The 14,545-nt window shown below is 63.7% G+C and carries 14 protein-coding genes; 8 read left to right on the top strand and 6 right to left on the bottom strand.

Features of this window, described 5'->3' with window-relative positions; all coding sequences use genetic code 11:
- Positions 1-276 precede the first annotated feature (276 nt).
- From KIO76_RS20485 to KIO76_RS20495, 3 genes are all read left to right on the top strand, one after another.
- On the top strand, positions 277-1,701 hold the full coding sequence (locus KIO76_RS20485) for a helix-turn-helix domain-containing protein (RefSeq protein ID WP_213325455.1): 1,425 nt from the start codon (positions 277-279) through the stop codon (positions 1,699-1,701).
- Positions 1,702-1,829: 128 nt separating this feature from the next.
- Positions 1,830-2,075 (top strand): type II toxin-antitoxin system prevent-host-death family antitoxin, encoded by a 246-nt coding sequence (locus KIO76_RS20490; protein ID WP_213325456.1) that lies wholly within the window; start codon positions 1,830-1,832, stop codon positions 2,073-2,075.
- Positions 2,072-2,527: a PIN domain-containing protein gene (locus KIO76_RS20495; protein ID WP_213325457.1), complete on the top strand. Its 456-nt coding sequence runs from the start codon at positions 2,072-2,074 to the stop codon at positions 2,525-2,527. Before KIO76_RS20490 ends, KIO76_RS20495 begins: the two co-directional genes overlap by 4 nt.
- Before the next feature lie 166 nt (positions 2,528-2,693).
- Here the strand turns inward: KIO76_RS20495 and KIO76_RS20500 are convergent, their stop codons facing one another.
- From KIO76_RS20500 to KIO76_RS20515, 5 genes are all read right to left on the bottom strand, one after another.
- A complete protein-coding gene (locus tag KIO76_RS20500) occupies positions 2,694-3,824 on the bottom strand; it encodes an ABC transporter ATP-binding protein (RefSeq protein WP_213325458.1) in 1,131 nt (376 codons plus the stop codon).
- A 153-nt stretch (positions 3,825-3,977) separates the two neighbouring features.
- Positions 3,978-4,898 carry an EamA family transporter gene (locus KIO76_RS20505; protein WP_249729985.1) on the bottom strand — a complete coding sequence of 307 codons (921 nt, stop codon included), beginning with the start codon at positions 4,896-4,898 and terminating at the stop codon, positions 3,978-3,980.
- A 201-nt stretch (positions 4,899-5,099) separates the two neighbouring features.
- Positions 5,100-7,232 carry a copper-transporting P-type ATPase gene (locus KIO76_RS20510; protein ID WP_502761896.1) on the bottom strand — a complete coding sequence of 711 codons (2,133 nt, stop codon included), beginning with the start codon at positions 7,230-7,232 and terminating at the stop codon, positions 5,100-5,102.
- Positions 7,229-7,423, bottom strand: a complete 195-nt coding sequence (locus KIO76_RS31120) for a hypothetical protein (protein ID WP_249729986.1) — start codon at positions 7,421-7,423, stop codon at positions 7,229-7,231. The genes KIO76_RS20510 and KIO76_RS31120 overlap by 4 nt, the downstream gene beginning before the upstream one ends.
- A 207-nt stretch (positions 7,424-7,630) precedes the next feature.
- A complete protein-coding gene (locus KIO76_RS20515; RefSeq protein WP_213325460.1) occupies positions 7,631-8,011 on the bottom strand; it encodes a hypothetical protein in 381 nt (126 codons plus the stop codon).
- A 392-nt stretch (positions 8,012-8,403) separates the two neighbouring features.
- On the opposite strand from KIO76_RS20515, the gene KIO76_RS20520 reads away from it, so the two are divergent.
- The 4 genes from KIO76_RS20520 to KIO76_RS20535 all read left to right on the top strand — a co-directional run bounded on the left by KIO76_RS20520 (position 8,404) and on the right by KIO76_RS20535 (position 11,974).
- Positions 8,404-8,691, top strand: a complete 288-nt coding sequence (locus KIO76_RS20520; protein ID WP_213325461.1) for a UxaA family hydrolase — start codon at positions 8,404-8,406, stop codon at positions 8,689-8,691.
- On the top strand, positions 8,688-9,944 hold the full coding sequence (locus KIO76_RS20525; protein WP_502761897.1) for a UxaA family hydrolase: 1,257 nt from the start codon (positions 8,688-8,690) through the stop codon (positions 9,942-9,944). The genes KIO76_RS20520 and KIO76_RS20525 overlap by 4 nt, the downstream gene beginning before the upstream one ends.
- 83 nt (positions 9,945-10,027) lie before the next feature.
- Complete coding sequence (locus KIO76_RS20530) at positions 10,028-10,963, top strand: hydroxyacid dehydrogenase (RefSeq protein WP_213325462.1); 936 nt, start codon at positions 10,028-10,030, stop codon at positions 10,961-10,963.
- An 18-nt stretch (positions 10,964-10,981) separates the two neighbouring features.
- Complete coding sequence (locus tag KIO76_RS20535) at positions 10,982-11,974, top strand: Ldh family oxidoreductase (protein ID WP_213325463.1); 993 nt, start codon at positions 10,982-10,984, stop codon at positions 11,972-11,974.
- A 352-nt stretch (positions 11,975-12,326) separates the two neighbouring features.
- Here the strand turns inward: KIO76_RS20535 and KIO76_RS20540 are convergent, their stop codons facing one another.
- Complete coding sequence (locus KIO76_RS20540; RefSeq protein WP_213325464.1) at positions 12,327-13,304, bottom strand: tripartite tricarboxylate transporter substrate-binding protein; 978 nt, start codon at positions 13,302-13,304, stop codon at positions 12,327-12,329.
- A gap of 488 nt (positions 13,305-13,792) precedes the next feature.
- Here KIO76_RS20540 and KIO76_RS20545 point away from each other — a divergent pair, with 488 nt between their 5' ends.
- Entirely contained in the window at positions 13,793-14,527 is a 735-nt protein-coding gene (locus KIO76_RS20545) for a GntR family transcriptional regulator (protein WP_213325465.1), read from the top strand.
- Positions 14,528-14,545: the final 18 nt, after the last annotated feature.

Here is a 14,545-nt window from a genome sequence, read left to right on the forward strand (position 1 = left end):
CCTACCCATCAGGCTAGCTGTCTCAGCAGGCTCCGGCGCACACAGGCGGCGGCGATCGGACGACGCCCGCCTCCGGCATACGCCTATGTCTGCGCCGGATAAGGTGACGAATTCCGTTCCATATGCGTCTGCCGAATGTTCATGACGCTGGCATCGCTGATGCAAGATTTGACACATCCATGAGAATGATAATTATATAACGATGTGAGACATTTAGACTGTAAATCATTGTAAAGATCGCCGCCACTTTTGTAAATTGAACTATCGGGACATAGCATGGCCAAAGAGAACCCGCAGATCGGCGCTCGTATCCAGCGGTTGCGCCGGCAGGCGAGGACGTCGCAGGCGGAGCTTGCTGCTATCCTCGGCATCTCGGCGAGCTATCTCAATCTGATCGAGCACAACCGGCGTCGTATCACTGTGCCGCTCCTGATGAAGATCGCCGGTCACTTCCGGGTAGAGCCAGGGGAACTCGTCGAGAATGACGAGACGCGACTCACCGGTGATCTCATGGAGATCTTCGGCGATGACCTCTTCGCGGAAAGCGCATTGACCAACCAGGACATCCGCGATTTCGCTTTCTCTAATCCGTCCGTCGGACGGGCCGTCGTGCGTCTCTTCGACCAGTATCGCCAGCTCAAGACGAACAGCAGGCTTGGCACGGGAGCGCCCGCCGAAACGGGACACCATGTAGCGACCGATGCCGTCTCCGACTTCATCCAGCTCAACGCCAATCATTTTCCGACGCTCGAGGCAGCGGCGGAGCGCGTCCGCGCCGACATCGACCAGATGTCGGAGAACCTGGAGCACGGCCTGCGCTCCTATCTGTTCAATGTCTTCGGGCTCAATTGGCGTCTGGCCGCCTTGCCGACCGGCATCATGCAGCGGGTCGACACGGCCGGGCGCGAAATCCTGACGGCCGAGGCTCTGCCTGCGGAGACAAGCCTGTTCGCCGTTGCCCATCATCTGGGTCTGCTGGCGGCCACCCTCGATATCGAGAGACTGATCGACGAAAGCGAGCTGCCCGCCGACGCGCCCGTGCTGGCGCGCAATGCGCTCGCCAGCTATTTCGCCGCCGCCCTGATCATGCCCTATGAGCCGTTTCTGAAGGCCTGCCGGGAAACGCGCTACGATATCGAGCGGATCGGACGACGGTTCCGGGTCAGCTTCGAGCAGGTCTGCCACCGCATGACGACCCTCCAGCGCCCGGGCCAGGCCGGCATTCCGCTGCATCTCGTGCGCACTGATATCGCCGGCAATATCTCCAAGCGCTTCTCGCTGTCGGGAATCCATATTCCCCGCCATTCCGGAGCCTGTCCGCGCTGGAACGTCTACGGCGCCTTCCTGCAGCAAGGACAGATCAACGTGCAGATCAGCCAGATGCCGGAGGGTCAGCGCTACTTCTGCATAGCGCGGACCCAGACGAAAAGCGGGCCGCAATACAACGCGCCCCGGCGACATTTCTCCATTGGCCTAGGCTGTCACATCAGCCAGGCCACGCAGATGATCTATTCAGATGGTATCGACCTCAACAATCCGGCACTCGCCGTGCCGATCGGCGTCGGCTGCCGCATCTGCCCGCGCCTCGATTGCGAACAGCGCGCTCACCCGCCCGCCGACCATCGCTTCACCTCCGATGGTCGCGAGGGCGAGCGCGGCGAAAGCATCTATGTGCGCCCGAATGCACAATGGGGAAGGTAGATCCAGGCGAGAGAACGCGAGGCGGACCAATCGCTGACGAAAACTCCACGACAGCCCCCCAAACAGCCTTGCGGAACGCGGCATTCGTCGCCATTGTAGGCAATATAACTATATACGAGGCTCAGGCTATGGAAGAACTCGTTTCGGCAGCGGATGCCAACCGCAAATTCTCTCTCATCCTGCGCAACGTGCGCGAGGGGCGCAGCTATGTCGTGACGAGCCACGGACGCCCTGTCGCTCGCATCGTTCCCGCCGACAAACACGGAAGCCTTGTGTCCGGCGCACGGGCGGCGCTGCTGTCGCGCCTTGAGCGCCAGCCCGCCGTCAGCGCCGGGCGCTGGACACGCGACGAGCTTTACGAAGACGAGCGTTGAAACTCGCGCTCGACACCAATGTCCTCGCCTACGCGGAGGGCGTCAACGATGCCGCAAAGCGCGACATTGCCCTCGAGCTGGTGCGCAATCTGCCGCAAGAGGCAACTCTCATTCCGGTTCAGGTGCTTGGCGAACTGTTCAACGTCCTCACGCGCAAGGCCGGAAGGTCGCGGGCCGAAGCCCGCGAGGCCCTTCTGGGCTGGCGGGATACCTTTCCGATCGTCGAGACCGGGTCCGAGGCGATGCTGGCGGCAGCCGACCTTGCGATCGATCACCAGTTCAGCATCTGGGATGCGGTCATTCTTGCCGTTGCCTCGCAACACGGTTGCCGCTTGCTGCTCTCTGAAGACCTTCAAGACGGCTTCACATGGGGCGGGGTGACGGTCGCGAACCCGTTTGCCTCTCCGCGCCATGCTTTGCTGGAAGCACTGTTGGGAGGAGAAGCCGAATAAAACCGACCCACCCTGTTTGCAGCCGATACTTCGCTACGGCCGCGTAGCCTGCGATTGCGTTTTTGCTTCTGCTCTCAAGGCTGCTTCATGCCTGTTCCAAGTCCAACGACTTACAGCAGCAGCCAGGCCCGAGCGTTCGGCTTTCGCGCGGGCGGCCCCGCCGCCCTCACGACCTGAAGAGGCGGCCATCGGCGGGCTCCCAGGTAAGGGTGACGGGGGTGCCTTGGGTGAAGACGGCAGCGCCGGCGCCGTGGGGCTGCTCGGCAGTGATCTCCACCGGCGCGGCGTCGAGCCCCACCACATATTGCACGGTCGAACCGCCGAAGATCATCTGCCGCACCACGCCGGTGGCCCGCGCTGATCCCAGATGATCCAAGCCGGGATGATCCAAGCCGGGATTATCCAGGCCGGATGCACCAACGCCGGTCTGCGCCGCGCCGATGCGCACCCGCTCGAAGCGCAGCGCCAGGGTCGCCTCTCCGGCCAGCGCCTCGCGCGCCACCGCCACGAAGCCGAGATCGCCCAGCCGCACCCGCGCAAGCCCCTCGCCCGCCGGCCCCTCCACCGTCACCGGCAGCAGATTGGCATGGCCGATGAAACCCGCCACGAAGCGCGTCGCCGGCGCGTCATAGAGCTCCTGCGGCGAGGCGATCTGCTCCACCCGCCCGGCATTCATCACCGCCACCTTGTCCGACATGGCGAGCGCCTCGCCCTGGTCATGGGTGACGAAGATGAAGGTCGTTCCGATCTCCTGCTGGATACGCTTCAACTCGATCTGCATCTGGTGGCGCAGCTTGAGGTCGAGCGCGCTCAGGGGCTCGTCGAGCAAGAGCACCTTCGGCCGCTTCACCAGGGCCCGCGCCAGCGCCACGCGCTGCATCTGCCCGCCGGAGAGCTGGCCCGGCTTGCGGCCGGCAAAGCCCGAAAGCCCGACGAGCGCCAGCGCGTCACCCACCCGGCTGCGGATCTCGGCGCGCGGCCTTCCCTCCGCCTCCAGCCCGAAGGCGACATTGGCTTCCACGCTCATATGCGGAAACAGCGCCCAGCGCTGGAACACGATGTTGGTCGGCCGCCGGTAGGGCGGCACGTCGGTCATGTCCTGACCGGCGATGCGGATCGCGCCTTCATCGGGCGCCTCGAAACCCGACAGCATCCGCAACGTCGTCGACTTGCCGCAGCCCGATGGCCCCAGCAGCGAGAAAAACTCCCCGCTGCCGATCCCGAAGGAAATGTCGTCGACCGCAAGATGCGACCCGAAGCGCTTCGTCACGCCAACGATCTCTACCGTTCCTGACACGTTGCAAGGTCCCCTTGCGATCACCCCGATGCGCCATCTCCATTGCCATGGGGGACAGCACTGCCGTCAAGCGATTCTCGCGCCGGCGGATGGCAGCATCCGTTGTGGCTTCCTGTAGCCGTTCCCGCGCTGATGGGATGCCTATGCGCGGATCTAATGGGTATTGAGGAGTAATAGGCCGACGCCCACCACGATCAGAACCATGCCGGCGATGTCCCGCCGGCTGGTGCTCTGGGCCATAAGACGATGGGACACAGCCTGGGCGAACAGCACCTCGACGAGCGCCAGCGTGCGAACATTCGCGGCACTCGTCAGCGAAAAGCCGATGAACCAGAACTGTGAAGCGAACGCCCCCGTCAGGCCGGCGAGGATCGAAACGCGCCAAGCCCGCAGCGTCGCCAGAAGCTGGGGCCGATTGAAGGCCAGCATCCAGACAACAAGGATCGCCGATTGCAGGAACAGGCTGAGCGCAAGGATCGTCGTCGCGCGGACCACGAAGGAGCCCGACGGCAAATCGATGATCGCCCCACGAAAGCCGATGGCAGAAAGGGCGAAGAGCCCGCCGGCAATGACGCCCATGGCCACCGAGCGGCCGCTGAGCCAGCTCGCCGCCGATCCCGGCTTCACAGACAGCAGGACGACCCCCGCCGTCGCGATGACAATGCCCGCTGCGGCCCATGTTGTCGGGATATCCCCCAGGATGACCATGCCGGCAAGCGCCACAAGGATAGGCTCGGTCTTGAGCAGCGCGATGGTGACAGAAAAGGAGCGTTCCTTCATCGTCACCAGCATCAAAGCCGTGGCGAGGATCTGTGAAATTGCCCCCATAGCCGTGAACAGCAGGGCTTGCAGACCAACCTGGGGCAGGCTTTCACCGCCGACGACAAGAACGAGGCCGAGGAAGAAGAGCGAGAAAGGGAGCCCATAGAGGAAGCGGACCTGTGTCGCGCCCACTGTGCCGAGTGCGCCCGTGAGGCCGCGCTGCATGGCATTACGGGCGGTTTGGGTCAAAGCCGCAATCAACGTTGCGGGAATCCACAAGAGCGACAAACTGAACACGCCGAACCTCGCCATCAATCCACGCCCGGCCGGGCAACCATGCCACCCGGGTTTCGGGTCGGTGATCACGCGCGGCGGGATCGATCATGCTGTGGCTTGGCGGGACGAGCGGGGCCAACACTAGTGCAAAGCCGGTATGGGACAACCGCCATCGAACGCAGGGCTGGCTTGCGTTGGTTCATATGCGCCACGTGACAGCGAAAGCTGCTCCCACCCTCAAATATCAGTAACACGCAGGCGCAACGCATTCGCGATGACGCTGACGGAGGACAGCGCCATGGCCGCCGCCGCGATCACCGGCGACATGAGGATGCCGAACAGGGGATAGAGCACGCCGGCGGCGATGGGCACGCCTGCCGCGTTGTAGATGAAGGCAAAGAAGAGATTCTGCCGGATATTGGCCATCGTCGCCTGAGAGAGGAGCCGGGCGCGGACGATGCCGGTGAGATCCCCCTTCAACAGCGTGACGCCCGCGCTCTCGATGGCGACGTCGGTGCCGGAACCCATCGCGATCCCGACATCGGCGGCGGCGAGTGCGGGCGCGTCATTCACACCATCCCCAGCCATGGCAACCACCCTGCCCTCCTGCTTGAGTCTCTCGACGACGGCGCTCTTGGCGTCCGGCAGCACGTCGGCCTCGACGTCGTCGATCCCGAGGCGGCGCGCAACCGCGTCGGCGGTCGTGCGGTTGTCACCGGTCAGCATGACGACGCGGATACCATCCTTGCGCAGCGTCTCAAGCGCAGCCGGGGTCGTTGCCTTGACGGGATCAGCGATTGCGAAGATGCCGGCTGCCTTATCGGCGACGGCGATGAAGATAGCCGTCGCCCCTTCGGCGCGGAGCGCGTCCGCTCTTTCGACGAGTGCGTCCACCCGAACGCCATGTTCAGCTAGAAACCCCGCGTTGCCGAGTACGATCGACTTGCCCGCGACGGTGCCCAGCGCGCCCTTACCGGTTGGCGAGTCAAAATTGGTCACATCCGGGATGGTAATGGACCGGCCCTCCGCCGCTGCAACGATTGCCGCCGCCAGGGGATGCTCTGCCGCACGCTCGACGCCGGCCGCCAGACGCAGGATCTCGTCCTCGGTCCAGCCATCGGCCGGAACGATGGCGGTCACCGACGGCTTGCCTTCGGTCAGCGTTCCCGTCTTGTCAACGACGAGGGTGTCCACCCTCTCCATGCGTTCGAGAGCTTCGGCATTCTTGATGAGAACGCCGAGCCCCGCGCCCTTCCCGACGCCGACCATGATCGACATCGGAGTGGCGAGGCCGAGCGCACAGGGACAGGCGACGATCAGCACCGCAACGGCCGCCACCAGCCCATGGGCGAGGCGCGGTTCCGGCCCCCATACACCCCAGGCGATAAAAGCAAGCGCCGCGATCGCGATGACGAGGGGCACGAACCAGCCCGATACCGTGTCGGCGAGGCGTTGGATCGGCGCACGCGAACGCTGGGCATCGGCAACCATCTGGACAATGCGCGCGAGCATCGTCTCGCTGCCGACCTTCTCTGCACGGATCACCAGCGCACCAGTCTGGTTAAGCGTGCCCCCTGTGACACGATCGCCCACAGTCTTGGTCACAGGCATGGATTCGCCCGTGACCATGGCTTCATCCAGGGAGGAGCGCCCGTCCTCGACGATGCCGTCGACCGGCACTTTCTCGCCGGGCCGCACCCGAAGCTTCTCGCCGACCACGATGGTATCGAGTGGCACCTCCGCATCCCGGCCATCCGCCTCTATACGCCGCGCCGTCTTCGGCGCGAGATCAAGCAAGGCCTTGATGGCGCCGGATGTCTGCTCGCGAGCCCGGAGCTCCAGAACCTGTCCCAGCAGCACGAGCACGGTGATCACGGCCGCCGCCTCGAAATAAACGGCAACGGTGCCGTCCATACCCCTGAACGCCGCGGGAAAGAGGCCGGGCGCCAATGTGGCAACCACACTGTAAGCCCAGGCCACGCCGGTGCCCATTGCGATCAGCGTGAACATGTTCAGGCTGCGATTGACGAGGGATTGCCAGCCCCGCACGAAGAATGGCCAGCCTGCCCAAAGCACAACGGGCGTCGCCAGCGCGAACTGGGCCCAGATCGAGACGGCGGGCGGCACGAGGTGATGAATAACGGGCAGGAGATGGCCGCCCATCTCCAGTACGAAAACCGGCAACGACAGGACCAGACCAACCCAGAAGCGGCGCGTCATGTCCTGGAGTTCAGGACTTGGGCCTGTTTCAAGCGTCGCGACGATGGGCTCGAGCGCCATGCCGCAGATAGGACAACTGCCTGGGTCCGTGCGTCTGATCTCCGGATGCATCGGACAGGTATAAAGAGTTACAGGCGGCTGGGCGGTCACGCCCGGCGCGCGCCCTCCATGACCGTGCTGGTGCCCCCCGTGGCAGGCCGTCTCCTTCGCGTCTTCATGGCCACATTCGTGACCGCCTTGCCCGTGGCCGTGGTCATGGCCATGCCCGGGGTCGTGGCCATGTCCGTGACGATGTCCATCATGCGCAGTTGTCGTCCCCGGCTCACCAGAGTGCCGTTCATCAGGGCCGCGATTGTGCTCGTGATGCCGCATCTCCTCGGGATCTTTACCCATCGGACGATGATGCTCGTGGCTCACCGCTGCTGGTGCGCTGGATTTGTCCATCTTCATAACCGCCGCGTGTCGTTATGCGATGATACGTCAGATCTTCACAGATTGGGCTCCCTTCCGCGAATGTCCACCCGGGGCAACCGGCGAGACCCGAGCTGTCAAAGCGGCTCGACCGAAACAATCTGATAAGTATGCATATGCTCGTCATCGCGGATCGAGACATATTCTCCGGGCTGAAAGCTTTCCTTGTTGAAGCGGAAGCCGGATTCGTCGTCCGCATCGCTACCGCGGTCATAATCGAAATACCAGCTCCCGCCAGGCTTACGCGCGAGACGACCATGCTGATCGGCCTCATGCGCGCGAAAACGCCGGACGCGGCAATGCTCGGCATGCTTCTTCCAGGTCGTGGCGTCGATATGCCCGTCTGCCATGAGCGGCGCGGCAAATTCGTAGCCGTCGAGGGGGCTTCCCACTGGATGGCCCGGTTCGCGCGCCAGCTCCAACCTGATCCTGCGGAAATTCGCGGGTAGCTCAACCATGTCAACCTCCTCATCAGCCGGGCTGCTTTGACCGCCCCGAAATGCTCAATATCAACGCGGCACACCGCGCTGCCGTTGCGGTGATGCTTGCAGCTAAGCAGAAACTATCTGTCCCGTCCTGATCCTGATCAAGAAGTCGTTGTCGAGCGAGCCGACCGCCAGATACTCGCACCCGACGCCATTTGGTTGACTTACGCGGTTATCTTATGTCTTATATAAGATAGGAATACCGACGGCCCACCGGGATGATGCGCCACACAAGCTGGTTCACGCCTCGCTGCCGTAGATCAAAGCCCTTCTCATTGGGACCGGGCTGGGAAAGGCGCTTGCGGCCCATCTCTGTGTCTCGGGCAAGGGCGGCGCGATCATCATAGGGAGGTTGGGACAGTCCCATGAGCATTCCGCAATGCCTCGTTCACACGCCCCAGGACAGCTGCGGGGTCGTGGTTGTTGAGGATCTGAAGGCCGGCAGCGAAATGCTGTGTCTGATCACCGAGAACGACACGACCTTCACGCTCATGGCCGCCCATGACGTGCCGATCGGCCACAAGGTCGCCCTCAAGGACATCAAGGCTGGCGACACCATTGTCAAATACGGCGAGGACATCGGCAAGGCGATTGCTGACATCGCGAAGGGCGAGCACCTGCACGTTCATAACGTCAAGACAAAGCGCTGGTGAGGATCAAGGCCATGCAAAGCAATTCGGAAGCTGCGATCGCCGCTTCGGCCGCCCAGACAAAGGCCCTCTTTGCCAATGGCGATTACGGCAAGCTGACGTTCCATGGCTGGAAGCGCGAAAACGGGCGGGTGGGTGTACGTAACCACGTCGTCATCTTACCGCTGGACGACCTGTCCAACGCCGCCTGCGAAGCGGTTGCCAATGCGATCAAGGGTACGCTCGCGCTGCCGCACGCGTACGGCCGCCTGCAGTTCGGCGAAGACCTTGATGTCTTCTTCCGCACGCTGATCGGCGTCGGCTCGAATCCGAATGTCGCCGCGGTGGTCGTGATCGGCATCGAAGAGGGCTGGACCAAACGGGTGGTCGACGGCATCGCCAAGACTGGCAAACCCGTAACGGGCTTCGGCATCGAGGGCCACGGGGACATCGCGACGATCGCGCGCGCCTCCTATGTCGCCAAGCAATACCTGCAATGGGCAACCGAGCTGCAACGGGAAGAATTCCCGATCAGCGAGCTCTGGGTCTCGACGAAATGTGGCGAATCCGACACCACGACCGGCCTATCGTCTTGCCCGACTGTAGGCAACATGTACGACAAGCTGATCCCGAAAGGCATCTACGGAGTGTTCGGGGAAACCTCCGAGATTACGGGCGCCGAGCACCTCTGCAAAGCGCGCGCCGCGACGCCGGAGCTTGGTGAACGCTGGTACAAGATGTGGAAGGCCTATCAGGACGACGTGATCGAGGCGCACAAAACTGATGACCTTTCCGACAGCCAGCCGACCAAGGGCAATATTGCCGGCGGGTTGACGACCATCGAGGAAAAGGCGCTCGGCAATCTCGAGAAGATCGGCCGAACGTCGAAATTCATCGATATTCTCGAGCCGGCCGAAATGCCTGCGCGAGGCCCCGGCCTCTACTACATGGACACCTCGTCGGCAGCCGCTGAATGCGTGACGCTCATGGCGGCTGGCGGCTATGTTGTCCACACCTTCCCAACGGGCCAGGGCAATGTGATCGGCAACCCGATCCTGCCGGTTATCAAGATCACCGGCAATCCGAAGACCATGCGCACCATGTCCGAGCATATCGATCTCGACGTGACCGGTATTCTGCGCCGCGACCAGACGCTGGAAAGTGCTGGCGACGCCCTGATCAGCATGATCCAGCGCACGGCCAATGGCCGCCTGACCGCTGCGGAGTCCCTCGGTCACCGCGAGTTCGTCATGACGAAACTCTACCGGAGCGCCTGAGCCGTCTTCGAAATTGTTCCGAACCTTGTACTGAGCTCGGCGCCAGCCGGGCTCAGCTCTATGGACCTCTCGAGGCCAAGCCAATGATCGTGATCAGCGAATTCATGGATGAGGAAGCGATCCGCAGCGGCCTCAACGGGTTTGAGGTCCTCTACGATCCCAGTCTCGTCGACCGCCCGGACGATCTGGCCGTCGTGATCGGTCAGGCAGACGCGCTCATCGTCCGCAACCGCACGCAGCTGCGTGGCGCCCTGCTCGACGCGGCACGCAACCTCAAGGCAGTCGGACGGCTCGGCGTCGGCCTCGACAATATCGATGTGGCTGCTTGCAAGGCACGCGGCATCGCCGTCTATCCGGCGTCCGGCGCCAACGACACATCTGTCGCGGAATACGTCATCGCCACGGCGATGTTGCTTCTGCGCGGCGCGTACGGCGCCAGCGCTGAGGTGGCGTCCGGAGCCTGGCCGCGCAATGCCCTTATCGGCCGCGAGATCGCCGGTAAGCGGCTCGGCCTCGTCGGCTTTGGCGCGATCGCCCGCGAAACCGCGAAGCGCGCGGCCGCCCTTGGCATGACGGTCACCGCTTATGATCCCTATCTGCCGCCGTCCGCCGAGGCGTGGACGCAACCCTGGGGACGTGTCGAGGCGCAGCCTCTGGACAGGCTCCTGACCGAGGCTGACGTGGTATCGCTGCATGTGCCGCTGACCGATGAAACGCGTGGGCTGATCGACAACGCCGCGATCGCCCGCATGAAGAAGGGCGCGCTCGTCATCAATGCGGCACGGGGCGGCGTGGTGGATGAAAGCGCCATCGCCGCCGCGCTTCGCGCCGGCCAGCTCGGCGGGGCGGCGCTCGACGTGTTCGCGGAAGAACCGCTCACCGCAGGCCGTGGTGCGGGCTTCGCGGGCACCCCCAACCTCATCTTGACGCCGCATATCGCCGGGGTAACGGTGGAATCGAATGTGCGCGTCTCGTGGGTGACGGTGGACAACATCCGCCGCCATCTCGCCGGGGCATAACCCAGCCGAAAGCAAGCCATGCCTGTCCTGTCACTCGTCGAAGCGCGAGATCTCGTCGCCGCAGCCCTCGTCCGCTCCCGCGTCAATGAGGCCAATGCCGCGAGCGTCGCCCGCGCGCTGGTCGCCGCCGAGGCGGACGGGCTGAAGGGCCACGGCCTGTCGCGCGTGCCGAGCTATGCAGCCCAGGCCAAGGTCGGCAAGGTGGATGGCTTTGCCCGGCCCGTCGTCACGCGGCCGGCCCCCGGCGTCGTCGCGGTCGATGCCGCCCATGGCTTCGCCTATCCGGCACTCGATGCCGCGCTCGATGCCCTGCCGGAGGTCGCGCGCAGCCAGGGCGTCGCCGTCGCCCCCATCCGCCATTCGCATCATTGCGGCGCTGCCGGCCACGCTGTCGAGAGGCTGGCGGAGGGTGGGCTTGTCGCCCTCATCTTCGCCAATACGCCGGCCGCCATCGCGCCCTGGGGCGGTTCCCGCGCGGTGTTCGGCACCAATCCCATCGCCTTCGCCTGCCCGCTCGCCAACGCGGCCCCCATCGTGGTGGACCTGTCCGTGTCCAAGGTGGCGCGCGGGAATATTCTCGCGGCCAAACAAAAGGGCGAGCCCATTCCCGCCGGCTGGGCCCTGGACGCATCCGGACAGCCGACGACTGATCCGGACGCAGCGCTCAAGGGCACGATGCTGCCCCTAGGCGACGCCAAGGGCACCGCGCTCGCGTTGATGGTGGAGCTTCTGGCCGCCGGCCTCACCGGCGCCCGCTATGCCGCGGAGGCTTCATCCTTTCTCGATGCCGAGGGGCCACCGCCGGACACCGGGCAACTGATCCTGGCGCTTGACCCCGCCCGCCTCGGTGGCCCCGGTGCCACCGCCCGTTTCGCCGTGCTCGCGGAGGCGATCACCGCGCAGGACGGCGCCCGCCTGCCGGGCTCCCGCCGCCTTGCCCTGCGCGCCAGGGCCGAAAAGGACGGCCTGACCGTCGCCGACGGCCTGCTCTCCGACATTCGGGGGCTTTAGCCAACCGGCATTCCGACAGGACCAAGTAACCCTCCGTGTCATGTCATCGGCGCGCAGATTCAACTAGCTTGATGACACGACAGAGCTGTCGCGTTGATCCCTCCCTAGGGGAGGGTGGCCTCGCGTCAGCGAGGTCGGGTGGGGATACGCTGGAGAACGAACCCTCAAGCCGGCAGCCGTTCCTGCCCTTCGGTCGGATCAAAGTCAGCTGGCCCCACCCGGCGCCTGCGGCGCCACCCTCCCCGGAGGGGAGGGATCATTGCGGCGCGAGTGACGTAGAGACACAAGGCGGACGGGCACGCCGGAACCGAAAGGCCCGCGTGCCCGGAACACTTGCATCAGTTCTTCTGCATCAGTTCTTCGGCCCGTTCTCTCCAATGACAGCGCGCCAGGTCGCGATCTCCTTGGCGAATTGGGCTTGATGCGCGGCTGGCGTTCGCTCTCCCGTGGGGAAAAGCTGCGTGCCGACTTCTGCGAAGCGTGTTTGCACGTTCTTGTCGTCCAACGCCTTCTGCAGCGCCGCATTGAGCTTGGCCACCACGTCGGGCGAGGTCCCCGCTGGGGCGTAGATTCCGTGCCAGATGGTAAAGGCGAAGTCCTTGAGGCCCGTCTCCTGCAATGTCGGCAAGTCCTTGAGAACCGGCAGCCTCTCCTGCGAGGTCACCGCGAACCCTTTGACAGTGTTACCCTCGATCTGCGGAACGGCTGTTGTCGACTGGTCACACAGCACGTCCACTTGCCCGCTCATCAGATCGTTCATCGCGGGGCCGGTGCCGCGATAGGCAACCTGCGTGAACGTGACGCCCAATGCCTTCTGCAAAAGCAGGGTGCAGAGATGTGAATTCGATCCGACGCCGGCATGGGCGAGCGTGGCCTTCATCCCGTCCGCCTTCAGTTTGGCTGTGAGGCCCGCGGCATCGGTCGCCAGATAATCCTTTTTCGACATCAGGACCATCGGCCCGGAATTGACAAGTCCGATGGGGGCGAAGGCCGTTGCCGTATCGTAGGCGAGCTTCGGATAGAGCGATGCTCCGGCCGCGAGAGCCACATGGTGGATGAGCAGCGTGTAACCATCCGGATCCGCCTTGGCGACGCGCGCGGCACCGGACGTCCCGCCGGCCCCCGCGACATTCTCGATCACGACCTGTTGTCCAAGCGTTTCCGACATGGACTGGCCAATAAGGCGCGCGATCGCATCGCTCGGGCCTCCCGCCGCGAAAGGAACAACCAGTGTTATGGCTCGTGAGGGATAGGATTGCGCTTGGACCGCGCCACCCGCCGTCGCTACCGTCATAAGACCGGCCACAATCGCCTGCATCAATATTCGCATCGATAAATTCCTCCCGCCGTTTGTTGGCGTTGCAATATGTCCGCCGTTGATACGCACGGTTCGTCGACCAGACTGACGCTGGCTTGGAACAAAAAAGATGTCGTTTAGCCGCCTCGGGTTGATACGCAGCCACGAGCGCGGAGCGATAATATAACAGATATCTTATATAACACGAGGATTGGCTTGCGTCCGCCATAGGACTTCCATGAGGCCTGCAGGGCAACTTCAGCGCGTCCAGTTGACGAGGAACCCAGCCGTTCGCAGCCTCGTGGGGTTAATGGGCTGTCCGACGCACGTCCCATCCCAAAGCGCAGATCTCGGAAAGGCGAGCGAAGCTCTCTCTTTTGTCTCATAAATGATATAAGATAACTCTTCCCGCGAACTTGCCGCGGAGCATGCGCGTCAGTGGCGCTGAAAATCGCACCTGACCCTGGATGAGACAGACACAGTTTTGCGGGCATCTTGCCCGAGGGTATCAACGGAAACGCATGACAGCGCCTCAAGACGATATCGAAACACTCGGCTTTCGGCCGCTCTACCGTCAGGTCCGAGACCGGCTCATCCGCAATCTGGTCGATGGCGTATGGGCTCCCGGCGAGGCGTTGCCCAGTGAGATGCAGCTTGCGGCGGATCTCGGCGTGAGCCAGGGCACCGTGCGCAAGGCGCTCGATGCGATGGCGGCCGAAAATCTCGTGGTACGCCGTCAGGGCCGTGGCACTTTCGTCGCCCGCCACGATGAAGAGCGCATCCTCTTCCAGTTCTTCAAGCTGGTTCCCGACAGCGGCGCGCCGAGCTTTCCCGACAGCCGGGTACTATCTCTGTCTCAGGGACGTGCTGATGCCAACGAACGCTCTCTGCTCGCCCTGGCGCCGGGAAGTCGGGTCATCCGCATCAAACGGGTGCGATCGATAGAGAACAGGCCGGTCATCGCTGAGGCGATCACGCTTCCCGCTGCACTCTTTCCTGATCTCGCAGGCATGGCCGTGCCGAACAACCTCTATGGTCTCTATGCGATGCACTACGGCATTACCATCGCCAACACACAGGAAAAGCTCAAAGCGGTCGGCGCGTCAGCCGATGACGCCGCCATTCTCGGCGTCGCGCCTGGGGCACCTGTCCTGCAGATCGACCGACTTGCGCTCGCCCTCGACAAGAACCCTGTCGAAAGGCGGCTCAGTATCTGCGTGACTCAAGATCTGCACTATCTGTCGGATTTGATGTGAGGAGACCGAGGGCTGGGG

It is taken from the genome of Chelatococcus sp. YT9, from assembly GCF_018398315.1.
In the GTDB taxonomy this organism is placed as follows: domain Bacteria; phylum Pseudomonadota; class Alphaproteobacteria; order Rhizobiales; family Beijerinckiaceae; genus Chelatococcus.